The 25001-nt window shown below is 43.0% G+C and carries 19 protein-coding genes and 1 tRNA gene; 11 read left to right on the top strand and 9 right to left on the bottom strand.

The genetic code is table 11. The annotated features are described in order from the left end of the window. Positions 1-27: 27 nt before the first annotated feature. Entirely contained in the window at positions 28-1113 is a 1086-nt protein-coding gene (gene dinB / locus JMY05_RS06415; protein WP_045446840.1) for a DNA polymerase IV, read from the bottom strand. 508 nt (positions 1114-1621) lie between these two features. Between dinB and JMY05_RS06410 the strand changes: the two genes are divergently transcribed. Next, complete coding sequence (locus JMY05_RS06410; RefSeq protein ID WP_045446843.1) at positions 1622-1867, top strand: hypothetical protein; 246 nt, start codon at positions 1622-1624, stop codon at positions 1865-1867. Between the two features lie 65 nt (positions 1868-1932). Here JMY05_RS06410 and JMY05_RS06405 read toward each other — a convergent pair. Next, positions 1933-2018, bottom strand: a tRNA-Leu gene (locus JMY05_RS06405). Positions 2019-2160: 142 nt separating this feature from the next. Next, positions 2161-2934: a ferredoxin--NADP reductase gene (locus JMY05_RS06400; protein ID WP_045446845.1), complete on the bottom strand. Its 774-nt coding sequence runs from the start codon at positions 2932-2934 to the stop codon at positions 2161-2163. A 509-nt stretch (positions 2935-3443) separates the two neighbouring features. Between JMY05_RS06400 and tsaA the strand changes: the two genes are divergently transcribed. Both tsaA and JMY05_RS06390 read left to right on the top strand, forming a co-directional pair. Beyond that, entirely contained in the window at positions 3444-4328 is an 885-nt protein-coding gene (gene tsaA, locus JMY05_RS06395; protein WP_201615366.1) for a tRNA (N6-threonylcarbamoyladenosine(37)-N6)-methyltransferase TrmO, read from the top strand. 85 nt (positions 4329-4413) lie between these two features. Further along, positions 4414-6201, top strand: coding sequence for a GspE/PulE family protein (locus tag JMY05_RS06390; protein WP_201614538.1), 1788 nt, complete (start codon positions 4414-4416; stop codon positions 6199-6201). Between the two features lie 53 nt (positions 6202-6254). Here JMY05_RS06390 and JMY05_RS06385 read toward each other — a convergent pair whose 3' ends face one another. After that, the gene (locus tag JMY05_RS06385) at positions 6255-6920 is read right to left on the bottom strand and encodes an acyltransferase (RefSeq protein WP_045446848.1); all 666 of its coding nucleotides are present in this window, start codon (positions 6918-6920) and stop codon (positions 6255-6257) included. 212 nt (positions 6921-7132) lie between these two features. Here JMY05_RS06385 and JMY05_RS06380 point away from each other — a divergent pair, with 212 nt between their 5' ends. The 6 genes from JMY05_RS06380 (at position 7133) to gspK (ending at position 12309) form a co-directional block, all read left to right on the top strand. Then, entirely contained in the window at positions 7133-7921 is a 789-nt protein-coding gene (locus JMY05_RS06380) for a TatD family hydrolase (protein WP_045446851.1), read from the top strand. Positions 7922-8154: 233 nt separating this feature from the next. Continuing rightward, complete coding sequence (locus JMY05_RS06375) at positions 8155-8838, top strand: TetR/AcrR family transcriptional regulator (RefSeq protein ID WP_045446854.1); 684 nt, start codon at positions 8155-8157, stop codon at positions 8836-8838. 175 nt (positions 8839-9013) lie between these two features. Continuing rightward, complete coding sequence (locus JMY05_RS06370) at positions 9014-9841, top strand: prepilin-type N-terminal cleavage/methylation domain-containing protein (RefSeq protein ID WP_227678122.1); 828 nt, start codon at positions 9014-9016, stop codon at positions 9839-9841. A 3-nt stretch (positions 9842-9844) separates the two neighbouring features. Continuing rightward, on the top strand, positions 9845-10339 hold the full coding sequence (gene gspI, locus JMY05_RS06365; RefSeq protein ID WP_045446860.1) for a type II secretion system minor pseudopilin GspI: 495 nt from the start codon (positions 9845-9847) through the stop codon (positions 10337-10339). Next, positions 10336-11202 (top strand): type II secretion system minor pseudopilin GspJ, encoded by an 867-nt coding sequence (gspJ, locus tag JMY05_RS06360; protein ID WP_045446863.1) that lies wholly within the window; start codon positions 10336-10338, stop codon positions 11200-11202. Before gspI ends, gspJ begins: the two co-directional genes overlap by 4 nt. A 39-nt stretch (positions 11203-11241) precedes the next feature. Beyond that, a complete protein-coding gene (gspK, locus tag JMY05_RS06355; RefSeq protein ID WP_201614536.1) occupies positions 11242-12309 on the top strand; it encodes a type II secretion system minor pseudopilin GspK in 1068 nt (355 codons plus the stop codon). A 57-nt stretch (positions 12310-12366) separates the two neighbouring features. Here the strand turns inward: gspK and JMY05_RS06350 are convergent, their stop codons facing one another. The 4 genes from JMY05_RS06350 to ychF all read right to left on the bottom strand — a co-directional run bounded on the left by JMY05_RS06350 (position 12367) and on the right by ychF (position 16440). Then, positions 12367-13047 (bottom strand): TetR family transcriptional regulator, encoded by a 681-nt coding sequence (locus JMY05_RS06350; protein WP_045446867.1) that lies wholly within the window; start codon positions 13045-13047, stop codon positions 12367-12369. Between the two features lie 104 nt (positions 13048-13151). After that, positions 13152-14573, bottom strand: a complete 1422-nt coding sequence (locus tag JMY05_RS06345; protein ID WP_201614534.1) for a deoxyguanosinetriphosphate triphosphohydrolase — start codon at positions 14571-14573, stop codon at positions 13152-13154. A gap of 80 nt (positions 14574-14653) precedes the next feature. Then, complete coding sequence (locus JMY05_RS13965) at positions 14654-15163, bottom strand: hypothetical protein (protein WP_201614532.1); 510 nt, start codon at positions 15161-15163, stop codon at positions 14654-14656. A 185-nt stretch (positions 15164-15348) separates the two neighbouring features. Next, the gene (gene ychF, locus JMY05_RS06335) at positions 15349-16440 is read right to left on the bottom strand and encodes a redox-regulated ATPase YchF (RefSeq protein ID WP_045446876.1); all 1092 of its coding nucleotides are present in this window, start codon (positions 16438-16440) and stop codon (positions 15349-15351) included. Between the two features lie 362 nt (positions 16441-16802). Between ychF and JMY05_RS06330 the strand changes: the two genes are divergently transcribed. Continuing rightward, entirely contained in the window at positions 16803-18995 is a 2193-nt protein-coding gene (locus JMY05_RS06330) for an ATP-dependent helicase (RefSeq protein WP_201614530.1), read from the top strand. A gap of 44 nt (positions 18996-19039) precedes the next feature. Beyond that, positions 19040-19996 carry a WG repeat-containing protein gene (locus JMY05_RS06325; protein WP_045446879.1) on the top strand — a complete coding sequence of 319 codons (957 nt, stop codon included), beginning with the start codon at positions 19040-19042 and terminating at the stop codon, positions 19994-19996. A gap of 118 nt (positions 19997-20114) precedes the next feature. Here the strand turns inward: JMY05_RS06325 and JMY05_RS06320 are convergent, their stop codons facing one another. Further along, entirely contained in the window at positions 20115-24782 is a 4668-nt protein-coding gene (locus tag JMY05_RS06320) for an AAA domain-containing protein (RefSeq protein ID WP_201614528.1), read from the bottom strand. Positions 24783-25001 lie beyond the last annotated feature (219 nt).

The following is a 25001-nucleotide window of genomic DNA, read 5'->3' as shown; positions in this document are numbered from 1 at the left end:
TTAACAAAAGCAATGAGCGTCAGTATGTTATTCAAACAAATTTAACTGCGGCAACAATTGGGTGGCAGGTGTTAATGAAGAGAAAGTAACACCGACTAAGCGGATAGGTAGCTCACGAGGAATGTCTAAAAACAGTTTGTCCAACCAATAATGGGCAGAATCAGCACTGTTAAAGGCAGTCGATAGCGTGTGTGAGCGGGTGATTTGAGTGAAGTCTGCGTATTTAACTTTTAAAGTAATGGTATAGGCGACCAACTGTTTTTGTTGTAGTTGATGAAAGGCATCGGCATTCTGTTCATAAATTTGTATACGTAATTCATGGTTATTACTTAGATTGTCTTTGAATGTGGTCTCAGAACCCACAGATTTATGCGCGCGCTCAGATTTGACAGCACGCTCATCACGCCCATGGGCAATATCGTGATAAAACTGTCCACGCTTGCCGAACTCCTGCACCAAGACAGCCGCTTGCATTCGCTTGAGATCCGCGCCAGTACTTACACCCATCGCATGTAAGCGCTTGGCAGTGGCTTTACCAATACCATGAAAGCGCTCGATAGGTAGCGTACTGATAAAAACATCAGCGTCCGCCGGCGTGATAATTGCCGTACCATTGGGCTTATTGATATCAGAGGCAATTTTAGCCAGCATCTTGTTAAACGACACACCTGCTGAGGCCGTTAATCCAGTATGCGCTAGTATTTGTGCCCTTAGCCAGTTCGCCATCAAGGTCGCTGAGCCTTTATGGACTTGGAGCCCTGTAACATCGAGATACGCCTCATCTAGAGACAATGGTTCAACATGTGGCGTTAAGCGGTACATAATCTGGCGGATATCGCTACTAACTGCGCGATAAACCTCAAAGCGTGGCCTAACAAAAATGACTTCTGGGCAACGTTTACGCGCCTCATAACAAGACATGGCAGAGCGTACACCAAATTTACGTACTTCATAGCTGGCTGCTGCGACCACACCGCGACCACTTGGATCGCCACCAACCACCAGTGGCTTACCGCGCAGTTCAGGAAAGTCACGCTGCTCCACACTGGCATAAAAAGCATCCATGTCTATATGAATGATTTTACGGGGGCTAGCATTTATAGAAGTTGTCATACTCACTATTTTACCTGATTCAAGCGCTTTGATTGAGTATCAAAATTTAAATTTATCGATAGACTCCTTTGCTAGGTTAGCAGGACGCTAGCAACAGTATATGAATAATTTTATATGTCATAAATCTTATATATCATAGAGTTAGTTAATGATAAACAGTAGTATTAATTCAAAAAAATCGTATTTAGCAAACATATTTTTGCTATTAAACTGTTTAGGTCTACTGTAAATCAAACTCATTTGTACTCTTGCACCACCTGTCGTATCAAGCTCACCGTTTGTCATAAATCTCACATTTAGATGTTACAGTTTTGATTCTGGTGTTTTACAATATAGTATCCGCGCTAATGGATGACTGTAAAACAATAAGTAATGCCTTGTGTGCCTCTATGACCATGTAAAAAAGACATTGCTTATCGCTCATGCCAAGATCGAAAATGGATTTTTGGTAAAATTAACTCTTTAAGGACTTGATAGTAGAGAGTTTAGAATGACTAAGGAGCTGATGATGAATAATGAACTAAAAGGGAGCGATTTAACAAGAGCGATGCTAGCACGCGGCGATAAAAAAGTATGGTGTGCGGTTTGTGATGATAGTGATGAGCAAGCAATGATGGATCATTGTGGTAATGATTTTACGGCTTATATCGTGTCATTTCGTGACGGACATTTTTATTGTAATGCTGGTATGCCGTGGGAGTTTGCTGTGCCCATTAAGATAATTGCGGTGCTGCAATCTGAAATAGAGAAGTAAGTATAGCAATAATATTACCGGCACAAAAAAACCTCCTAATGAGGAGGCTGATTTGTTACTAATATTGGTACCAGTGGTCGGACTCGAACCGACACGCTTATTAGGCAACGGATTTTGAATCCGTCATGTCTACCAATTCCATCACACTGGCATGTTAGAAGATAAGGTCTATTAGATAGATATTATCGAATTGGGCTACAGGGTTAACTCTGTATAGGCTGCGTATTATAGCAGCCTATTTTTATCCGTCAAGAATTATTTGATATAATTTTCAATTAAATCAAAAAAATGGTTTAACCTACAAAAGCACGTTCAACGGTATAATCTGCTTGGACACCCATGCGTGGTGAAACGGTCAAACCAAAATCGTCCAAAATCGCTGAAACTTCAGCATTAAATGGCATGCTACCGCAGATCATGACACGGTCGTCTTCTTTATTCATCGGTGGTAAGCCAATGTCTTCAAAGAGCTTTCCTGAGGTCATTAAGTCAGTCACGCGACCTTGATTTTTGAAATCCTCACGAGTCACTGTTGGGTAGTAGATGAATTTTTCACGGTACCATTCACCAAAGATCTCGTCGTTAGGTAACTCATTTTCAAACATATCACGATACGCCAAATCATCGACATGGCGCACACCATGTACCAAGATGATTTTTTCAAAGCGTTCATAGACTTCAGGATCACGTGCCAACGATAAAAATGGCGCCAGTCCAGTGCCTGTAGAGAGCATATAAAGGTTTTTGCCAGGCAGTAAATCATCTAGTACCAAAGTTCCCGTTGGTTTTTTGCTGACCAACAGCTCGTCACCGACTTTGATATGCTGCAAGCGCGAGGTTAATGGGCCATCTTGAACTTTGATAGAAAAGAATTCTAAGTGATCTTCGTAGTTCGGGCTAGCAATCGAATAAGCGCGCAATAGCGGTCTGCCATCGACAACGATTCCGATCATCGCAAATTCGCCATTACGAAAGCGCAGGCCATCGTCGCGAGTTGTCTTGATGCTAAATAGAGCGTCATTCCAGTGATGAACCTCTGTGACCGTTTCGGTGCGAAGTTTTGACATAAAGTCCTCGTTAATAAGTTGCTATCGGTTTTATTAAGTTTAAATGAGTGTTAAATTAAAATTTTCAATGAAAAAGGGTATAGAAGGGTAGTAAATTTTCAATCACTATTGGAACAGCCAATCGTTTAAAACCTCTGTCACGCAAAGTAAGTAGCATAGCCGATGTTTTAACCAATGTTATGGGGCGATATTCTAACACCTTATTGAGCATTTAAAATCAGGAGAGGGACTGATAAAGTCTAAGGATAGATATGATTTAATCTGTCACCTGTAACATCACGACAATGGCTGTTGCTGTAGATGGCTTATAAGGGTTGAAAAATAAAGGCTCTCATCGAATTTATGGCTCATAATACCAAAATTTAAAATAAAAATCCGTCTGGCAGCGACGATGCGGCATGATAAAATGGAATATCGTTAGTGAGTAATTTTGTATCACTGGATAATATGCGCTAAACGCACTCATAAAAGCAGATGCTTACTATTGAACGGTTTTTTGGAGAAACATGATGTCCGATGATAATATCTCTTTGGCGGGTTACCACCATGCGCCAATGATTGGCTACCATCGTGCGCCGCTATCACAGAAATTTGGTGCGCCACGCCAGCCGAATTTGGTTGCGCTCACCAGTATCATTGAGATGATAGCGCCTTATGACTCGCCAGCAGCATTTGCCGGTTTAGACGCGTTCAGCCATATCTGGATCAGTTGGCAGTTTCATCATAACTATACCAATAAAGACACTCATATTGGCAAAGGCGGCACTGGCTTTCGTGCGCAAGTCCGCCCACCAAGGCTCGGTGGCAATCAAAAAATAGGGGTATTCGCCAGTCGCAGTATGTATCGACCCTCAGCGCTTGGGTTATCTGTCGTCAAGCTTGAAAGTATCGAGGTTTGTGATGGGCGCGTGTTACTTATTATTAGCGGTGCGGATATGATAGATGGTACGCCGATTATCGATATTAAGCCCTATGTCGCTTATAGCGATGCGCTCAGCAATGCAAAAAGCGGGTTTGCGCCAACTGCGCCAGATTTATTAGAGATAATTATTACGGAGTCTGCTTACGAGCAATTTATGACGTTGGTTGACGCTGGACGATGCGATAAAAATGACAATGACAATGGGACTGAGACTGAGAATAAAAATAATAAGAAAGCTATTCATGCAAAAAATAATAGTGTAGCGACGCTTATTCAACAAATGCAAGAGCAATTGCTTATTTCCGATATCGAGATTATTAAAGCATTAATTGCGCAAGACCCGCGTCCAGCCTATCGTCGCGCGGAGATCAATACGCCGTTTGTCATGCGTTATAAGTCTGTTGATGTGAGCTTCCAGTTGATAGAATCAGGGCAATTGCAGATAATGGCTGTTGTCAAAGTGAGCTTATAATGTCCAGTGACGCCATTACTGCCGCATGAATTATCCATCAATCACTCCTCAATAAATAACGTATCAATAATAAAAGAAGAAAAATATGTCTGCTCAGAAATATTCAATCGTGATTGATTTACGTTGGTGCTTAGATGAACTATTGGCAGATAAGGTGATTGATCAGCGTGGCTACAATTTAGTGATGACGAGCCGCCGTGATAAAGCGCAGCATCCACTCCTGACCATCAGTGAGTTTGGTCTGCCAAACGGTCATGCACTGGATAAAAATGTTGAGCACAAATTGACTTTGGTATGGTTGAATCAATGGTTAGCGGCCAAAGCAGGCATGGCACTTGTCCGTATTGATCCGTTAAAAGTCGATGTCCCAGCCGTCACTCAGTTGATGTCCTTTGAATATGCCCGCTCACAGCATATTTTGCCCATTGAAGTGACGAATGATGAAGTCGTCATCGGTACAGACCAGCCGTTTTGTACGGAGTGGCAGACAAGTATCGAAAAATTAATCAAGTCTAAAAGCTATCGTACGGTTTATATCAATCCTGAGCAAATCAATCGCTACCGCCAAGAGTTTTACCAAGTAACTCAAGCAATTGCAGGAGCAAATAGTGTCCACAAGCGGGCGGCGGCTGATGTCACCAATGTTGAGGCATTACTGCAACTGGGCGACAATACCAACCCTGATGCCAACGATCAACATATTGTCAGAGTTGTCGACTGGTTGTTGCAATATGCTTTTGAGCAGCGAGCCAGTGATATCCATTTAGAGCCTCGCCGTGAGACGGGTAAAGTCCGTTTTCGTATCGATGGCGTGCTACATACTGTTTATGAGATGCCATTGGCAATCATTGTCGCGGTGACGGCACGGATTAAAATATTAGGACGACTGAATGTGGCAGAAAAACGCAAACCACAAGATGGCAGGTTGAAAACCCGTACACCAAAGGGTCTAGAAACTGAGCTACGCCTATCGACGATGCCGACTGCCTTTGGCGAAAAGCTGGTGATGCGGGTATTTGATCCTGAAGTGCTGGTGCGCTCGTTTGCTCAGCTTGGTTTGTCAGGTAAGCAGCTCGATACTTGGCATGAGCTGACCGCGCATCCAAATGGCATTATCTTGGTTACGGGTCCGACTGGTTCAGGTAAGACTACGACGTTGTACAGTACGCTTAAGCAGCTCGCCACCGAGCAAGTTAACGTTTGTACGATTGAAGATCCTATCGAGATGATTGAACCAGCTTTCAATCAGATGCAGGTCAATCCAGGGGTTGATTTGCACTTTGCAGACGGTATTCGCTCTTTGATGCGCCAAGACCCAGATATCATTATGGTCGGTGAGATTCGCGATGCCGAAACCGCCAATATGGCAGTACAAGCATCACTCACTGGACATTTGGTACTCTCGACGTTGCATACCAATGATGCACCAAGCTCACTTACTCGCTTGCATGATTTAGGCATTCAGCCGTTTTTAACCTCAGCGACGATATTAGGCGTCATGGCGCAGCGTTTGCTACGAACGTTATGTCCGCATTGCAAAAAAGCCCTATACGTGATCCCAGACAGTGAAATTGCTGTGCAGTGGCAGGAATTGGTTCAGCCTTGGCGTGCGCCCGCTCCAGCGCAAATTTATACGGCGCAAGGCTGCGAGCATTGTCGCCATACGGGCTATCAAGGTCGCGTTGGTCTGTACGAGATCATGCCGTTGTCAAATGAGCTAAAAAAACTGGTCGCCGCCGATGCCAATTTAGATGTGCTTAAGCAGCAAGCGTACCGCGAAGGTGTGCAGCCATTGCGCTTATCGGGTGCAAAGCGTATTAGTGAAGGGCTGACGACCATAGAAGAAGTAATGCGAGTGGTGCCATTGCATTGACTTTAAATAGCCAATGCTCGCTGTAGTAAAACGTTGCCTTGTAACTTAACTCTTTAACGCTCCCAGCGTACATTTTGGCGAATAATTTTGGCTGGTGTACCAGCAATCATGCAGTTCGGCGTCTCAACTGGTTTATTGACAAATGCCCCTGCTGCAATGATACAACCACTGGCGATAGAGACGTTTTTAGAAATGGTCACATTGGCTGCAATCCAAATATGGTCTCCTAAACTGACATCTGTATGTGCCTTATTCACTCGCGCGTTAGTGTCTATATCATAGACCTTGTGAACGTCAGTCGCTCGAATTTCGATACCACGTGATATCATACATGATTGACCAATGGCCACACTTTTATCGCGCGCCAAAATATAGCAATCAATAGCGGTGGTATGATTGCCGATATAAATATGCAGATGATTACCGACAACCAATAATTGCCCCGAGAATTTAACGTGCTCTCCAATCGTGACTTGGTTGTGATTGCCGTTGATGTCAATTTTTAACTGATTAAATTTGCCGCCCTTACCGATAGTAATTTGATTGTCATGACCTTTACGAATGGTAATGGTCGAATTGCCAATGATGCGTGCATCTTTGGCAATATTGATATGATTATTGAGCCCTTTGTCTTGTAATAAAAACCGCTTTTTATAGAGCTGTTTGGGTAATAATGTTTTTATAATCGGAGAAAGGCTGATGGTTTTTTTATGGTTCATAATGATGGGCTTATGAAAAGTGAGTAGAAGGTGTAATGTTTTTACTAGCGATGACTTTTATGATTGATTGGCTGTTTTAAATATGGTTGAGGAGCGTGTTGATAGTGTACCGCTAAACTTTGCTTGAAAACAGCTGCCTTTGGAGCAATCAATACTCTAAGGTTTTAAACCCAATATTTTTTATTCATTCATTTTTAATAACGAGATTACTTATGTTTACTGATAGCCATTGCCATCTTAATCGCTTAGATTTAACCAAGTATGATGGTAAATTGTCTGGCGCGATTGACGCGATGAAAACTGCTAATGTCACCCGCGCAATGGCGATTATGTGTGATTTTGCCGAATATGATGAGATTGCTCATATTGTCAGCACTTATGGTGATGAGGCGCTAAATCTTGGCATGAGTGTCGGTATTCATCCTTGTGAAGATATCAGTGTCTTGCAATCAGCGACAGTTGAGCGTTTGATCGAAACGGCTGATGCTGACTATGTATGGGCGATTGGGGAGACAGGATTAGATTATTACTGGTCAACGGAAAATAAAAAAGAGCAGCAAGCCAGTCTTGCTCGCCATATTCATGCCAGTCAAAGCCTGAAAAAGCCACTCGTCATTCATATGCGTGATGCCAAAGAAGATACGATTGATATACTAAAATCAGAAGGCGCTGAACATGGCATTATTCATTGCTTTACCGAAGATTGGGAGACGGCCAAGCGTGCACTTGACTTAGGGTTTTATATCTCATTTTCGGGCATTGTTAGCTTTAAGAGTGCTCAAATGATTAAAAATGCAGCAAAAAACATGCCTAGAGATAGACTGCTTATCGAAACCGATAGCCCTTATCTAGCACCGGTGCCCAAGCGTGGTAGACCGAATGAGCCTGCCTACGTACCGTATGTCGCCAGTTGTCTGGCAGAGATGTATGGCTGTAGTAGCAATGATGTTGGGGCATTAACTGCAAAAAACTTTGAGAATTTACTGGCACAGTATCACTAAAATGGTTATGCTATGACCACTCAGTCATTTATGATACAGTCCTATTGCTTTACGTTATTTGTATTTATGATGTGGAGCGTAAGCCTATGATTATCAATGACTATTTAGCAAACATAAGCATATCTCCTTTGGTGGTTTTCGAGCAGACTTTGTATGATGTTATACGCTTGTCGCCGATGCATTCATCCACACGATGGTCATATGCTTAATCTTGTCAGGTTTTAGGAGAGATTATGAGTCGTCAGCATCAGTTCAAGGCACGAGAAGAGAATATCTTAGCGATGGCAGAGCAATTGCTACTTGAGTCAGGCGATGGTGATATTACTTTAGACAGTTTGGCAGACCAGCTGGATCTGGCTAAAGGTACACTGTATAAGCATTTCTCCAGTAAAGATGAACTATATTTGCGTATTATTATCCGCTATGAAGAACAACTGTTTGAGATTAATCGTATTGATGATTGTCCATCAGCAGGCGTTGCTCGTATGATCTTTCAGCAGTTATTTAACCCACAAAAAGCTATGTTGCTCAATCAAATCGAAGAGCGTTTGGCGGCATCAGTGACGGGTCTCAATCGCTTGTTTGGTGAGCTATATGATATTCGCCGTCAGCGTATGAAACGCTTGATTGACATTATCAGCGCGTATTTACAAGAGCAGCACAGTAGTTTGAGCACGCGCGACTATTTGTCCTCGATTTGGGCGATGGGTCAGGGCGGTGCTGGACTATTAAATTCAAGCTTTTACCAGCGGTATTTGGGTCGCCGTGATACCCTACGTTATGCTTTCGTTCAGCAAATGCTTGAGTTGCCGAGCCATTATCCTGCGGCCGACGATGAGGTGATGGATGAAGATATGCAGGAGTTGGTCGAGCAAATCGATACTGAGTCAGAAGAGCACCGTAATACCAGTTATTAATATCTTTGTTTAACTTATGGTCTTTTAACCCAATTTTTTTAAATTCGTGTTGCTATATTCGTTATCGCAGCACGGTGCATCCATGCTAAAAATGGATACATGCTTACCAGCTTTAGCGCCCAATCATAGTTTTATTCTTCATACCACAACCTGCTCATAGGTTTATAGGTGCAATATGCCGGTCACTGCCAAGATTCCGTCCAGCTCAGCGGTCACTTGCTATTCACACTTAAGTCATCAATATTTGCAATATAAAAACACGGATAGATATCTCTTATCTCTGTTTTATCAGCATAAATCCTTTCCAGTACGAAACGCTCACGTTTCCCCTTATAAATCCTCAAGCCTTGCTCAGGCACAGCAGGGCTTTACCCTTGTCGAAATTGTAGTGGTGGTCGTTATTCTATCTATCTTTGCTGGCATGATGAGCTTGTCGGTGGGTAGTAGTGAATCGCGTAAAAACCGTGCTTTTTATGAGCATTTAACGGATTCGCTGAGCTATGTACGGTTGTTGTCTGCTGAGCGTATGCAGCCGATGGGTTTAAGTTTACAAGCAGATAAACAAGGTCAAGTAGCTCCTGTGATTGTTACTTTATCAAATCCTTATATTGCCCATCAGACCAATGATACCCCGTCAAATAGCATGGACAGCACGCCTAAAAATTCGATGGAATTGTCTGCTGACCTGACAGGTATGTCGGGGGCGATGGGAAAGCAACAGCCAGTGCCTAGCTGGGAGATTGAGCCAGAAGTCAGTTTGCCGGAGTTACCTGCTGGGGTTAGTTTAAGGGTGCAAAGCTTGGAGGCTGGCAACCTATCAATGCCTGAACAGGGGCAAACATTGCAGCCTTGGTTTGCCGATCAAGCAGTCCCACAAATATTATGGTTTGGTACAGGGCAAGCAACGCCTGTCACCATTGAGGTGCTGCACAATTCGCGTCTGGTGGGCGAGGTCATTACCATTATGCCTGATGGTAGTATGACGATCGGACAAGGGATGTAGCTGATGATAGATAAGGATGACATTATATCTGCTGACATAAACAAAAAGCCAATGCTATCAAAGCATGAAAGCGGCTTTACTCTGATTGAGGTAATGGTGGCGTTAGCGATTTTAGCAGTTGTTGCTGTGGCTGCTAGCCGTGCCAGTAGTGCTTATCTCAGCTCAGTGGATGTCTTACGCACACGTACATTGGCACATTTTGTCGCACAGAATACGGCCGCTGATTTGCGTATCCAAGAGACATGGCTGACGGCCAATCGCACACAAACAATCAATGCTCAAGGGCGTGATTGGCAAGTCGTGATGACGGTCAGTGATGCCATTACGCCTGCTTTAAAAGAGGTGAATATTGCTGTCGCACCCATTATAGATGGACAGACGCGTACCGCCGTGACTGATATCAACGTAATATTGAGCAATGCGGAGCAAGACATTGGTAGTTTGGACTTAAGCAGTTTGGGCGCTGATATTGCAGGGCAGTCTGGAGGCAATCCGTGAAGTCGCAGCGTGGATTTACGCTACTTGAATTGATGGTTGCCATGGCAATATTTGCGATGCTGGCGGTGGCTGGCTGGCAGGTGTTTGATAGCGTCAACCGCGCCCGAGAACGTGCACAATTTCATGCTGATAATTTAGCTGTTTTGCAATATGCTTATTTGCAGCTACAGCAAGATATGGGGCAAATTATCCCTTATCAAATACCAAATACTCAAAATATCAGTGTGACAAATAACAGTACAAATGCCAGTGATAGCACAAACAATAGCGCCCAAGCCAATGAAACAGTGCCTGAGCCTTTTATGAGCTTGGATGGTGAGCATGTCAGCTTTGTTCGTTTTGCCGACCCCGATCCACGTTATCAAAGTAACATGAGTGTCCAGCATATTGAATACATTTTTGCAGATGAGCGTTTAATTCGCCGCCAATATACCAGCATCGATGGTGGGCGCGATAGCATCAGCCTAGACAGTGTATTGCTAAAAGGCGTCACCGCAGGGCGTTGGCAAGCATATTTACCTGAACTGAGCACCAAATTCCCTGATGCAGACAGTAGTAATAACGGCAATAGCAATACAAAGACAACCTCTGGGCAAATGGCCAATGCCATAAGCGCCAAGCCAGCAGTGGCTTTATTGCCCAAAGGCATTGCTGTCAATTTTACTTATCAGGATATGCCCATCACTTGGCAGTGGGCGCTTGCTCCCCAACCAATACCAATTAACAATACCAATAAAAGCAATAACAATGCTGCTAATAATGGCAATGGTAGCAATAACGATAGTAGTGATAAGACTAATAATGACGACCCGAATAGCAATGTAAATAACAATGTAAATAACAATGCAGGAAGTAATATTTAAAATGTACCACTGGGTCAATAATAAAGGCGGCTTAAGTCAATGACAGCAAACTCTCAGCGCGGAGTAGCGCTGCTCACTATCTTACTATTGGTGGTCAGTATTACCGTGGTGGCGGGGGCGATGCTTGCCAGTCAAAAGATTGCTATTAGGCGTAGCGGCTTATTGTTTGATCAAAATCAGCTGTCACAAGATATCAATGCTGGTCAGCAATTGGCCATCACGATGATTCGTGCTGACGATAAGCTGAATGACACAGATAGTGAGCAAGACATTTGGGCGCAGCCACTACCGCCTTATCTTTTAGCCAATCATAGCATCAGTATTGAAGTGCGCGATGAAGCCAGTCGTTTTAATATTAATAATTTATATCAGAATGGCGCGGTTGATAGCGCCGCTGTAGCCATATTTCAAAGACTGTTGACACAATTAAATTTGGAACCTGATATTGCCATTGCTGTTCTTGATTATCAAGATACGGATAGCGACGTTTATCAAGATGGTGGTGATGAGAATGTGGTTTATTCTCAGCAATCAAGTGGCTCAGCGAGTAAGACTTTGCCCAATCAAGCATTGGTCAGTGTCGATCAGTTGCAAGAGATTCGAGGGGTAAATGCTGAAGTACTAGCGGCACTACGTCCTTATATTACGGCGGTTCCTTATTATGTGCCTATTAATGTCAATACGGCCAGTCCAGTTTTGCTGGCTGCACTGATAGATGGCGCAACCAGCCAACATATGCAGGGATTGGTCGATATGCGGGCAAAGCAGGCGTTAGCCTCTATCGATGATGTATGGAAATTGCCGATGTTGAGCGTTTTAAATGATGATCAGCGAAAGGCGTTAAAACCAATGCTTGCAGTCGATAGCCAAGCCTTTATGGCGCTTATTACCGCAACGGATAGTGCAAGCCTTGGTCAACAAAGACAAAGATTTGCAACCGTATTGATTAGTAAAATTGCGACTGACGCTAGCGCGGCAGTAGGGAATAATGCGAATAACAGCACGTCTAACAATAATAATGGCAATAATGAGAATGGCAATAATAAACAAGCCAAAGAAATTAAAGTGGTGACACAGCGTTTATGGGCATTTAGACCCAGTTTCTAACGTTGAGCCACCTAAAAAGAGTCTTGCTCAGTGCCGAGGTAGAATATCTGACGTCACCTAATCTCCTAAGTGCGTCTCTTCCGTAGATTTCCAGTTATAAGCCCCATAAAACAGCATCTGTGCTTGGCGAGTGCAATTATGGAGCATCAGCTGTTTATTTTCTTCAATCTCATTCAGATCGATTTCATCATCATGGTCTTCAGTATAAGTCAGCTCCAACCAATCGATAATCCAAGAAAAGAACATATTTACCCCAGCTTCAGCCAGTAGGCGACGGTCATAGGCATTGATATGAGTAAAAGCAGGCTGTAGCGCTAAATCATCAGCCAAGCTTTGAGCATGTTTTTTGACAAGTTCATTAATGGCTTTGCGTACAGCTTCTGAGCCACCGTAGCGCTCACTGACTAAAAATTGCCAGTAATAAGGCTGATCACTGACCATATACAAGAACAGCTGAATGCTCTTAGCAATTTGGCGATCAAAGCTACGTTTGCGACCAATCTGTAAGCTATCGCTTAGGATCGCCAGCGTACCGCCTAGCTCTTCTACCACCAATGCTCGACCAAGCGATTCCATGTCATCAAAATGCCGATAAAATGCGGTCGGCACCACGCCAACCTCACGCGTTACTTGCCGGAGGCTGATTGAGCTAAAAGACTGCCCTGTCATACATAAATCAAGCACGGCATTAAAAAAGGCGTGCCGAGTTTGAAGTTTCTTTTGTTCGCGACTGCTCATAATATTTCAAAATTGTCCAATAAGGGTTTATCATACTCATTTCAGCGTAAAAATACGACTGAAATACGCAACTTGTATTAATTTACTAGACCGGCACGGGTCTTTTAAACCATTGTACCCCAATGGCCTTGTAACTCTTGTGCCAATCGATACGCCTCATGATCATTCATCCCAGTGATAAAGTCCAATATATTTAAGATATTGTGATAGACATTATCTGATAATACCCGCCGATGCTCATCGAGATGTGGCTGTAACAACATTAGTAGGCGCTGCTGCTCAAAGGACATGGATTGAGGATCAGATGTTGCTCTACTACCTGTCCAAGCCAATGGCATAAAAGCATCTAATAAACGATGCAAGCATTGATTGGCCATTAGCTCCATACGTACTTTGCTTGGGTGATTGAATATTTTCTCACGTGCCAACTGTTTGGCCTGCAAGATGCCACTTTGCACACTGATACCACAGTGGTCAAATAAACTGCCTTGCAGTGTACCAGCCAGCAATGCATCACTGTTGGCGACAAAAGCATCGGTCACGGTATTGACCAAGCGCATCATCGCACGGGCTCGCAATGACGCTAAGCTCTGCCTGACAGACATGTGTATGGGCAGATTGATACTGCTAGGGCGCTCACCAATCAGCTCATAAAATATGGCGGCAACCTCACTATAGGTCAGCATATTGAGATTGATACCATCTTCTAAATCTATCAAGGCATAGCAAATATCGTCTGCCGCTTCTAGTAAATAAGCCAGCGGATGACGCGCAAAACCGTCGTGCTGTGTTGAACGTGGTAAATGCAAACAGGCTGCCAACTCTTCTAATTGTGCTGACTCACTATAAAAGCAGCCAAATTTTTGTACATTTTGATGGTGGTGTTTATCATTGACATCGTTGCTGTGAGAGGCAAGCCACGGATACTTCATAAAAGCGCCTAGCGTTGCACAAGTGAGACGCATACCACCTTTATCAGGATGGTGCTCATTACGCGCCAACAGTCGAAACCCTTGTGCATTACCTTCGTAGGCCAGCAAGTCCAAGCGCTCGTTGCTACTTAAATTTTGTAATATCGCTTGAGGGTCAGGTTGCCTAAACCAATCTCGAATGGCATACTCTCCCGCATGACCAAAAGGCGGGTTGCCAATATCGTGAGCGAGGCACGCTGCTTGTACAATGACACCGACATCGGCTGGCGATACGCCTGCTGGTAGACCGCTGGCCAATTTATCATGGAGCTTTTCTGCTGCCATCATTGCTAAAGAGCGTCCAATAGAGGAGACCTCAAGCGAATGAGTCAGACGCGTATGGATACCGAGCTGATTGGTTAATGGATGGACTTGGGTTTTTTGATTCAACTGCCGAAAGGAGTGCGAAAATACCAGTCTGTCGTAGTCTTTGTGAAACTGAGAGCGAGTACTTGTATTGGCGTTAAACTTTTTGGCAGCACCAAGACGTTGTGAGTTGAGGAGATGAGACCATTGTGTGGTAGGGGACGGCAAAGAGGTTGGTGTACTTAGCATATTGAAACATCCGAAACCAAGGGAGCCTCTAGCATAGCAAAATAGCGCCCTTGGTACAGATATATAGTCAGAGAACGACATTAAGATTTCTGGCAGTTAAAAAGCACTTCTTCCTTTTCGATAGCCACATTGCTGTCCAATGTTTTATTGAGCAATGTTGCTTTGTCACCATTTACTTGCCATATGATGCCATGGGTATCATCTAGGCCGATATCACTGGTATAGATGGTTTTTTCAGTACTGGCGTCGCTATCAGAGGTAGCGGTCAAATCGTATTCGATACCATCGATGAGTAGGTACACTGTCTGCAATGGAGCATCATCATGGTAAGACACGCCTATAGTAGCAGTAGGCTCACAAGAGAATGGTGTGCTGTTGCTGGCATGTTCTGCATGATCGTGTCCTGCATGCGCGCTTTCCTCGTGGCTATGACTTTCATGATTGTGTCCTTCATGACCTTGTTCCATAGCATCGTGCCCTTCGTGCTCTTCATGAGCATGTTCAGCGTGATCGTCTACGGGTGTTACTTCTTCGGATACTACCGTATCACTTTCTGCATTAGGCTGACAGCCCAATAAAGAGCCTGTCATGATACTTCCTACAAGCGCAACACTGGCAAATCTAGAAAAAGAGAAATAGTCAGTCACAGTATAAGTCCTCAAATAGTAAAATAAAGATATGTTATAATATAACAATGTTAAGATAAAATAAAGCCGATGATGGAGAATTTCCAACATCGGCTTATTAACTATCAGTCAGGATGTACCGCTTAACGTTACACGTTAAATCTAAAGTGCATGATATCGCCATCTTGTACGATATAGGTTTTGCCTTCTAAGCGTGATTTGCCAGCGGCAGCTGCGCCTTTTTCACCGCCATACTCGATAAAGTCATCATACGCAATGACTTCGGCACGAATGAAACCGCGCTCAAAATCGGTATGAATCACGCCAGCTGCTTGCGGAGCCGTTGCGCCAACTGCAACCGTCCAAGCGCGCACTTCTTTAACACCAGCAGTAAAGTAAGTCTGCATATCTAGCAAATCATAACCACCGCGAATGACTTGATCAAGACCGGCCTCGAGCATATCCATCTCAGCTAAGAAGTCTTTTTTGTCGTCTTCATCAAGCTGAGCGATTTCAGATTCGATTTGGTTGCATAGAGCGATAACGATAGAATCTTCGCCAGTCGCATAGTTGCGTACCGCATCAAGGTAAGGGTTGTTTTCAAAGCCATCTTCACTGACGTTAGCGATATACATGGTTGGTTTTAGGGTGATTAAACCATAACTTCTGATGAGTTTTTTCTCATCAGCATCTAGGTTCGCTGCGCGTGCCGCTTTACCTTCGGCTAATAAAGGCTCAACTTTTTTAAAGATATCAAGCAATGCTTGCGCGTCTTTGTCGCCACCTTTAGCCTTCTTGGTTTGGTTGTGAATGGCACGCTCAACGGCCTCTAAATCTGCCAATGCCAATTCAGTATTAATGGTTTCGATATCATCAATAGGGCTGACGCGACCATCAACGTGGACGACGTTGTCATCATCAAAACAGCGTACGACGTGCGCAATCGCATCAGTCTCACGAATGTTGGCTAGGAACTGGTTGCCCATACCTTCGCCTTTTGAAGCACCAGCGACTAGACCTGCGATATCCACAAACTCCATCGTCGTTGGCAATACGCGCTCAGGCTTAACGATATCAGCCAGTTTTTTAAGGCGTGGGTCAGGTACTGGTACGATACCTGTGTTGGGATCTTTGGTACAAAACGGGAAGTTTTCAGCGGCGATTCCCGCTTTGGTCAACGCATTAAACAAGGTAGATTTACCCACGTTTGGTAGGCCGACGATGCCGCAATTAAAACCCATAACATTCTCTCAATATATTAATAAAATCAGTTGGTATAAAGATTGGTTAAATGATAAATCAAAATTGGGCACATTGTAGCAAATTTACCTGAATAGGGGTGAGGTTGTTGTGTTGTATACTGAGATTTTGCGTTTGGTCATGAATGGTAATTTTGCTGTTTTATCGATTATGGTAAGCTGTGTTATAAAATGATAGTTTGGCTTGTAGGCGTATGACAGGTAAGCGCCTACGACTCGTTACACTGTACGAGTAATCTTCATTATGAACACCAAGCGCTCTCAGTCAAATCTTCAAACCACTATGTATAAATGCGCCGTATTGATAAAGGCCGCTAAAATAAAATGAAAGGCAAATTCCTATAATGACACCCACGATCTTTGACACGCGCCACTACAATTATCCGCAAAACTTCATCGAGATTAAGCCTAAGCTGGCACGACTTGAGCAGGCAATTAAAAAGCTAGAGGCAAATTTAATCGATGCTAATAATGCTGTAAATATTGAGCTGTTAACTGAAAGGCTGAATGGTGAATTAGGGTTAAAAATAGACTATGCCCGTGAGTTAAATCCTGACCAATTATTAGCAGCCACAACTATCGAAGGCAAGGTGCTAGTCATTGCTGGTGCAGGCTCCGGCAAGACCAAAACGCTCACGTACCGTACCAGTTATTTATTAGAGAACGGGGTCACGCCCAAAAGCATCTTGCTACTGACTTTTACGCGTAAAGCAGCGAATGAAATCAAAGGTCGCGCCAAAACCTTACTTGCGAATACCTTATTTGATAAACAGTCTGATGAAGACTTGGTAAAGGATAAGCTGCCAACTGATAAACGGCTCAACGATATCACCAGTGGTACTTTTCACTCATTCTGCAATATGCTGCTGCGTCAATATTCAGGTTTATTGGGCATTAACCCGCGATTTACGATTTTAGACACGGGCGATAGCGAAGATGCCATCGACTTAATTCACAAAGAAAAAAAGTATCCCGCGCAAAATAAGAGCCAAGCATTCCCGCGCAAAAAGACACTGCAAAATATCATTTCTAGCTCTCGGAATAGACGTATTCATATCCGTGATTTAATCGAAAGCAGTTATCCTGATATCGCCGTACATATTCCTATTATTGAGCAATTGGCAGTCGATTTTCATGAGTATAAGCGGGCCAATCATCTCTACGACTTTGATGATATTATTAGTCAGGTCGTGCGCCACTTAAAAACCAATGATACCTTTCGCCAAGTGCTACAAAACCAATATCGCTACATCATGGTTGACGAGTACCAAGACACCAATATCCCGCAAAAGCAGCTGATAGATTTGATTGGTGCATCTGAGTCGGTATCGCTGATGGTGGTAGGTGATGACAATCAAAGTATTTATGCTTTTCGCGGTGCCAATTACGAAAACATTCTGTTGTTTGGTGAGACCTATCCCGATGCCAAGCTGATTAAGCTCGAACAAAACTATCGCAGTACGCCTGCTGTTTTGGATTATATCAATGCTTTGTCCGCGCAAATTACGCTAGGCTATCAAAAACAATTGTACTCTGGCGCATCGATAAGTGGGCATAAGCCAGTGTTTAGCCGCCTAAGCAATGAGACGAAAGAAGCGAAATATATCGCCGATAAAATCATCGAGCTAAAATCGGATCATGATTACAATGATTTTGCGGTACTGTGCCGCACATCTTTTCAGTCTAACTATGTCCAGCTAGAGTTTATGGAGCGTCATATTCCATTCATTGTGGTGGGCGGTATCAAATTCATTGAAAGGCGACATATCAAAGATGTTTTGGCTTTTGTCAAAGTCCTCTATAACCCGAATGATACGATTGCTTGGCACCGTATTTTGACCTTGTTCCAAGGCGTGGGGACAGTTACCGCGACGCGTTTGACCCAAGCGATTAATGCGGATAATAATTCCTTTGAGCCACTACTAACAGCGAAGTTTGCTAAAAAAAGTACACAGCTTGAGCCTTTATATAACACGCTGACTAAGGCAAATCAGGCGGAATCCGTCGATACAGTCATTGAGCATATTTTAGAGTTCTATATTCCTGTCTTAAAAACGATTGAAGAAAATTGGCGAGAGCGCAATGAGGACTTTCGTGTACTCAAAAATTTGGCAATAGAACACAGTAGCCTTGATAACTTCTTAGAAAATTTGGCACTCGATCCGCCCAGTGATTCGGTCGCAGCCATGGATAAACCAGAGGATAATGACACAGATAAAGTGACGATTTCGACCATTCATAGTGCCAAAGGGCTAGAGTGGCCAGTGGTATTTGTTAACTCATTGGTCGATGGTATCACGCCGCACTATCGCTCTTTGGATGACTTTGAAGAGCTAGAAGAAGAACGAAAATTATTCTATGTTGCTTGTAGTCGCGCCAAGAGCAGACTGTATCTAACGGCACCTGATTACTTTGCCAGTTATTCAGGGTATTTTGACAAGCCATCGCGGTTTATCGCGGAGCTAGCAGCAGATAAGGTAACGGTCGAAACCAATAAACGGCCTATAGATGAGAGTGATGATCCAGTGTGGTGGTAGTGCTTTATCGAATTCGCAGTAATAATATTTCGAGGTATTAGGTTTTGTATAAGCAAATAGCTAAAGCTTTATTAGTCCCAATTATTTCTTCAATAAGTAGTTTGCCTGCTTTAGCTGCTGAGGATTGTATGCCGCCGAAGAGTCACTATAGAAATATTCAATGTACTGATAATAAGCATCTATTTGTTGCTTATGATGACGATTATCGTCCACAAGCGTTACTCAATATAAAAGGTAAAGTAACAGCTAGTCTCAAAGATTTTGATAAAGTTGAGGCGTGGTTGTACAGCGATGGATTTTTTCCTGTTTTAAAAAACGATCAAGTCGGCTATATCAACGAACAAGGTAAACTGGTCGTACCTACTATTTACGACAACTTAATAGATCCTAATGATAAATATAATGAGGTTTGGGCAAACCCTGTTTATCAAGGTAAAATTGTCGTTGTAAAAGATGGTGCATATGGTGTCATCGATACTAACAATAAAGTTATTCTCAGTTTTGAAAATAACTACGCCATGATGGATTCTTTTAGCAATGATAGGGCTCCTGTTTATGACTTTAATACGGAGTTATGGGGTCTTATAGACACTAACGGTAAAGAAGTTGTTGCCCCGCAATACGACGGTCTGGATGGTCATTTGGGTGGGCACTATGGTTTTAATGAAGGTCTGCTCGGTGTAATTAAAGATGATAAATGGGGATTTGTTACCAAGACGGGAGCTGTTGCTGTCCCTTTCATTTATGATGAAATAAGACCTTTTAGTGAGCAGCTCGCTGGCGTGCGTAAAGGTAATCGTTGGGGCTTCATAGATGGTGCCAATAGAACTGTCATTCCTTTCAAGTTCTCGGACGATAAAGTACAGAGGATGAGCGTTACTTCTTTTGGTGCAACGTATTTCAATTTTAATAATGGTACAGCGCAGATAGAAGAGAAAAGTGATGGTACGTCTGTCTGTATTAATAAGCTAGGTAAAATAGTGGCTTGTAGTGAATGGTGATTCTTTAAGTTTAAGTATAGTTAAGAACAGAAAAATCCGTGCTTTGATAAAAGACGGATTTTTCTTAAGATAATTATGATAGTCGCTATGAACTGAGTATCTAGCAGGCTATAAATGTTTAGGTCTCGGCTTCAATATCGATCTGTGGTGCATCAACAGTCGTGACGATTCTAGATTCAACATACGAGCTGCTATATGCCGTGTCGGTAGTGATTGGATAAATCTCTAAACGTTCTAATTCTGCTAATAAATCTTGGACGACTTCACTTTTACGAGTGACAAAAGTGGATGCAAAGCAGCGCCAGAATTTCCAGCCAGCACGCTCCAAAATACGCTGACGTTGCATATCGCTGTCCCATTTGTCAGGCCCATGATATCTATCGCCATCACATTCAATGGCTAGGCTGTTGTCGTTTTCACCTTCGACAACCATATCGATTCGGTATGCACCTGCTTTAACCTGTGGAACCACTCGATAGCCTCTCTCCACCAGAAGATCAAAGACTTCCGTTTCAAAGGGTGACTCACATTTATCACGCAAGTCAGCTACTTGCTCTTCATTTTGCATAAATGGCGCTTGAAAATGTTTGATGAGTTCAGCGCGATAATGGTCAGCTTGGCTAAGCTCATCCAACTCAATACTGCGCACCAAATACATTCTATCGCGAGCTCTTGAGGCAGCGACATTCATACGCTGGGCGAAGGTATCTCTCGTTTGTGCATGGGCAGCTCCGGGTGCCACTACCAATGACAAAAACATGATATCGCGCTCTTTACCTTGAAAGGTTCTGGCATCACCGCAAGCAATATCAAAAGCCGTCATTACCGCTTCATCTAGTTCTTTGTTGAGTATTTCCATAATATTATGTGCTTGCTTATTGCCTAGCAATGAGACAGCACCGATGGTTTTACCTTTGTAAGCTGGGTCAGAGACGAGGGTTTTGATTTCATCGACAATAAATCTGACTTCTGAAGGATTAATATCAGAGCCTTTGAGACGATAGCCGTCAGTGACATAAACATCAATCAATGGTGGGTCTAAGCGCTCTGAGGGCTTGGCTTTACGCAAAGGTATCAGCTCATGATTGTAAAACTCACGTTTTGAGAACTCAATAATAGGTGCCACACTACGAAAATGTTCTTTTAGCATCACACTGCTATCTGCAAAAACGACTTTGAATAAATCGTAGATTGAACGATCAGGTGACATTTGTGAGCGATAAACAGGGACTTGATTGCTCAAATACTGTGCCATCAGGTTACGAATTTTTTCGATATCGAGACCGACGCCTTCTGGCGACACTTGCTTATCGTCACCAACGATTAGCACTTTTTTGGCTCTCATAATGGCTGGCAATGCCGTTAAGTCAGATTGAGAGGCCTCATCGATGATAACCAAGTCAAAACTGCCAAATTCTGCTGGCAAGGATTCAGAAATGCGATAATGCGGCATAATCCAACACGGGATAGCAGCACTTGCTCCTGCAGAGGCTTCGCGCGCTTCACTGCGATAATAGTGCGCTCCTTTACCGGTTCCTTTACCGATACGCATAATAGCAGAGCGGTATTTTTCTAAAGAGGCTCTCACGTTTGGTGTCGCATTTTCTGCAACTTTTAGCCATGCTCTTTTGGTAATTGCTTCTTGATAGAGTCTAGTTAAGTTTACTTCTAAATTGCCACGAGTTTTGGCCAGTTGAACCAACTCTTTGCGACCATCGATTCTGTCTATAAAGCTGGTCAATCTAGCAATTCGCCAAATCTGCTGCCAGTTATCAGGCAGTAAGTCGTCAGGTTGCAAGTTATCCGACATATATGTGTCTTGAGGGTTATGACAAGGTTCATAACGCAATTTCTTTGCCCAAAGTGGCGCACCACTGTCTTCTATAAGCTGAGTAACAGCAGTGACTGTCTGTAAGTCTATTGCAAGGTTATTCACGCGTTGCAGCTCATTCAGCAGCTCTTGATAGTCTGTTTGTAATTCATCGTCAGATAAACTCGGATCACCAATATTTTGAGTGACAAAAGCCGTCATTTTTTCACTAATATTGCCTTTACAGTCAGCGAGTTTATTAAGTAAGGTCTCTTTTAACGTGAGACTTTCAGCCAGACTATGTCTTTTTAAATGTTGTGTAAGAACAATTTCAATCTCAGCCAAAATACCTGTGTCATAAGATGCTGCAGAAATAACACTCCAATCTGTGAATATAGTGCTTAAGGCCTGTTTGATACTGTGTTGTAAGTTGTTACTATCAATGATTTCATCGTATAGATGAACGGCTGAATGTAACGCAGACAGATTATTAGGTAATACCTCAAATATTGGTAAGGAAAGCTCATTTGATAGGGCGTTCCATCGAAGGATAAGTGCTTGAGATTTTTTTCTAAACGCTATAAAGCTAGATATATACTGCCAGTCTGCCGTACTTGATGGTGCTGACGAGACTATCGTAATAGACTCAAGGCTTTTCTTTTCAGCAGATTTGCCAAAAATCCCAGCGAGACCAAATGGCTTTTTGCCTTCAGATAAATTTTTCACCGCGTCAACGAGCTCTGGATTTTTATCAAAAGCATCAGCCATTGTAATAGGTTTGGTTAAATAAATGGTTCTCTCATCAAAAAGCACTTTGATTTCATCGTTCAGTATAGTGAGATGAGCGATGATGTCTTGCTTAGTCTCGTTAGCTAGATGCTGCTGAATATCCGTCGTCCAGCCCTGCCCAGCCGCGACAATTTTTTGTAGCAGGTCAGTCAAACGAGATGTACTAGCAGTGATTTCCTGAGCAATATTTATCGTACTAGCACTATCATTGATTAAGCTTGGTAGCGCTCCTTGCTGTTCAGCTGCTTGCGACTCATTGAGATAGCTCAAATCCTTATGAAGTTGCTTGATAGCGTTGGTAGGCGGCATGTCTGCAATGTCAGGAATTTTTTTATTAAGATAACCCAAATCATTGCGGAGATTTACTCTTGCATCTTTTAGCGCTGTGATATCAGCATGAGTAAATCGAGGTTTAAAGGTCTCTTCGATACCCAACTTATCGGGAAAGCTTTCGGTAAGCTGTCTGTTTTGAGCAACCTCAGTCGCAGCATCTATGGGCTTGATCGTTTCATTGTCGATAGTGATGTCATCAAGGTTTAACCGTGCCCAAGCCGTGATTTTATGATCAGTGCTTGCGAGCTGTGCATGAATGGTGTCAATTTGATTGTCAAACATGACAATGTCTTTTTTGTAGGCCTCGCGATTGATACTAGATACTTCGCTCGATATTTTTTTGATGGTATGTTCAAACTGCTTTAACCCTTCGTTTTCACTGGTCAGTAGGCTAACGGCGAGCGGGCGAATAGATTCAGGCAGTTGTCCTTGTAGTACCTTTAGCGCGGGGTCTTTCATCGACGTGACTAATACTCGCTTACCCAGCGCTAAGTAATGACAAATGACATTGGCAATGGTGTGGGTCTTACCTGTGCCGGGCGGGCCTTGAACGACCACCCCATCGTGAACATCTAGCTGCTGTATGATTTGTACTTGTTCATCGTTGAACGCTTTGGGGAAATATAGCTCGGCTGGCGTGCCGATATAGCTATCACTGCCACTCACCATAGACAAACCACGATAAGCAGGCAGTATATATTCTTTGTTTTCTGTAGCAGGCTCTGTCAGCATTGCCTTAAGGGCGCTCGGTAAATCAATGTCAGTGACGGATTCTAGCTGAATGGATAAGTTATTTAAGTCTTGCAAAAAGATATTGTTACTTCTAGGACGCGCCATAATGACCCATGTGTCAGTAACAATCAGGTTGTTTTGCGCTTTAGGGATTTTTCGATCATCTGCACTAGTATGATCTGGTTGATAAACGCCAGAGGAATCAAGCAAAGTAACGGCTGACTTTAAGATAGGCTCATAGCTACTTGGCAAAAAAGGACTTAAGGACACATCTTCTGAATCATAAAAATCTTTGCTGTTCTTTAATAACTTAGCCAAACCCTGATTTTCTTCTATAGAAAAAGGCTCCGTTTCAAGCGTGGGAGCAGATAAGGTAGGCTTGATGAGTAATGCCATTGTCTTTTGATCTAATGTGATTTCAACAGATTGCGTCAATAGTGGATACTTTATCTGTTTACTACTTTGCTCATCGTCCGTGCTTTTTTGTATGGCAATACCCACACCCCACACCAACTCTAACTGTGCATCAGCGAGATTGCCCTGAAGCTGTTGGTTAAGCATGAATAGACTGGAATACAAAGCAATGCTTTGGCGAACGAGTTTCTCTTCTGCTAGCCAAGGTTTCCAAACGTCTTTGAGGTATGTATTGAATTCATCTCGTACAGCATCTCTTGCAGGAAAATCTCTTAAATAAATCTCTGCTTGTAATGGCTCCTCTACCTCTAATGATTCATTTGTATAATTATTTTCAACTTCAAACGGAGTGAATACGTCTGTAGCGCCCGAGGACAACAGACCATCATCTATGAATGATTGCACAGATGTCTTTTCTTTTAGTGACGGTGGTTCGTTAAATTTGGCTGGAAATACTAACCAATGTGCTAACAGTGAGCTACTAGGTTTAGGTGCTGAGTTTTCACGCAATCGCTCTAAACGAAGCCAAACGTCCTCTGAGGTATCGTCGGCGATGTTAAGGTTGATACCCGGCAAGCCTAATAATTGCTCCTCAGTACAAGTGAAATCACTGTGTTTAGCAAAATCTTGAGTAGGCGCTTTTTTCATCAAAGCACACTGCTTGATGAACTCAATTTGAGAGGCCAGTCTTTGTGCGTAAATACTCATTTGTTAAACCTTCTAAATCATCAAAATATTAGCCCTGACCTCACTGGCACATCATAAATACTGTTTATCAAATTTTATAATTAAAATGCTTAGGCGGCTGATCATTTCTAAATTAAAAAAAGACCAAACTATAGCACAGAAATTGATAGCACTAAGTCGCATCTAGTATTTTTAAAAATGATGGCTAATCATTACTATTTTATCAACCAAACTCTCATT

This window comes from Psychrobacter sp. JCM 18902, from assembly GCF_904846615.1.
Lineage (GTDB): Bacteria > Pseudomonadota > Gammaproteobacteria > Pseudomonadales > Moraxellaceae > Psychrobacter.
The sequence above is the reverse complement of the archived record's forward strand: the minus strand, read 5'-3'. Positions and strand labels throughout refer to the sequence as shown.

What these genes read in the sequence shown, in the direction of transcription:
- gspK (WP_201614536.1), top strand. Translation starts at nt 11,242, where the DNA reads ATGACAGCAAACTCTCAGCGCGGAGTAGCGCTGCTCACTATCTTACTA.
- gspI (WP_045446860.1), top strand. Translation starts at nt 9,845, where the DNA reads ATGATAGATAAGGATGACATTATATCTGCTGACATAAACAAAAAGCCA.
- ychF (WP_045446876.1), bottom strand. Translation starts at nt 16,440, where the DNA reads ATGGGTTTTAATTGCGGCATCGTCGGCCTACCAAACGTGGGTAAATCT.
- JMY05_RS06320 (WP_201614528.1), bottom strand. Translation starts at nt 24,782, where the DNA reads ATGAGTATTTACGCACAAAGACTGGCCTCTCAAATTGAGTTCATCAAG.
- tsaA (WP_201615366.1), top strand. Translation starts at nt 3,444, where the DNA reads ATGTCCGATGATAATATCTCTTTGGCGGGTTACCACCATGCGCCAATG.
- JMY05_RS06400 (WP_045446845.1), bottom strand. Translation starts at nt 2,934, where the DNA reads ATGTCAAAACTTCGCACCGAAACGGTCACAGAGGTTCATCACTGGAAT.
- JMY05_RS06375 (WP_045446854.1), top strand. Translation starts at nt 8,155, where the DNA reads ATGAGTCGTCAGCATCAGTTCAAGGCACGAGAAGAGAATATCTTAGCG.
- JMY05_RS06330 (WP_201614530.1), top strand. Translation starts at nt 16,803, where the DNA reads ATGACACCCACGATCTTTGACACGCGCCACTACAATTATCCGCAAAAC.
- JMY05_RS06350 (WP_045446867.1), bottom strand. Translation starts at nt 13,047, where the DNA reads ATGAGCAGTCGCGAACAAAAGAAACTTCAAACTCGGCACGCCTTTTTT.
- JMY05_RS06345 (WP_201614534.1), bottom strand. Translation starts at nt 14,573, where the DNA reads ATGCTAAGTACACCAACCTCTTTGCCGTCCCCTACCACACAATGGTCT.
- JMY05_RS06385 (WP_045446848.1), bottom strand. Translation starts at nt 6,920, where the DNA reads ATGAACCATAAAAAAACCATCAGCCTTTCTCCGATTATAAAAACATTA.
- JMY05_RS06410 (WP_045446843.1), top strand. Translation starts at nt 1,622, where the DNA reads ATGAATAATGAACTAAAAGGGAGCGATTTAACAAGAGCGATGCTAGCA.
- JMY05_RS06390 (WP_201614538.1), top strand. Translation starts at nt 4,414, where the DNA reads ATGTCTGCTCAGAAATATTCAATCGTGATTGATTTACGTTGGTGCTTA.
- JMY05_RS13965 (WP_201614532.1), bottom strand. Translation starts at nt 15,163, where the DNA reads ATGACAGGCTCTTTATTGGGCTGTCAGCCTAATGCAGAAAGTGATACG.
- JMY05_RS06370 (WP_227678122.1), top strand. Translation starts at nt 9,014, where the DNA reads ATGCCGGTCACTGCCAAGATTCCGTCCAGCTCAGCGGTCACTTGCTAT.
- dinB (WP_045446840.1), bottom strand. Translation starts at nt 1,113, where the DNA reads ATGACAACTTCTATAAATGCTAGCCCCCGTAAAATCATTCATATAGAC.
- JMY05_RS06380 (WP_045446851.1), top strand. Translation starts at nt 7,133, where the DNA reads ATGTTTACTGATAGCCATTGCCATCTTAATCGCTTAGATTTAACCAAG.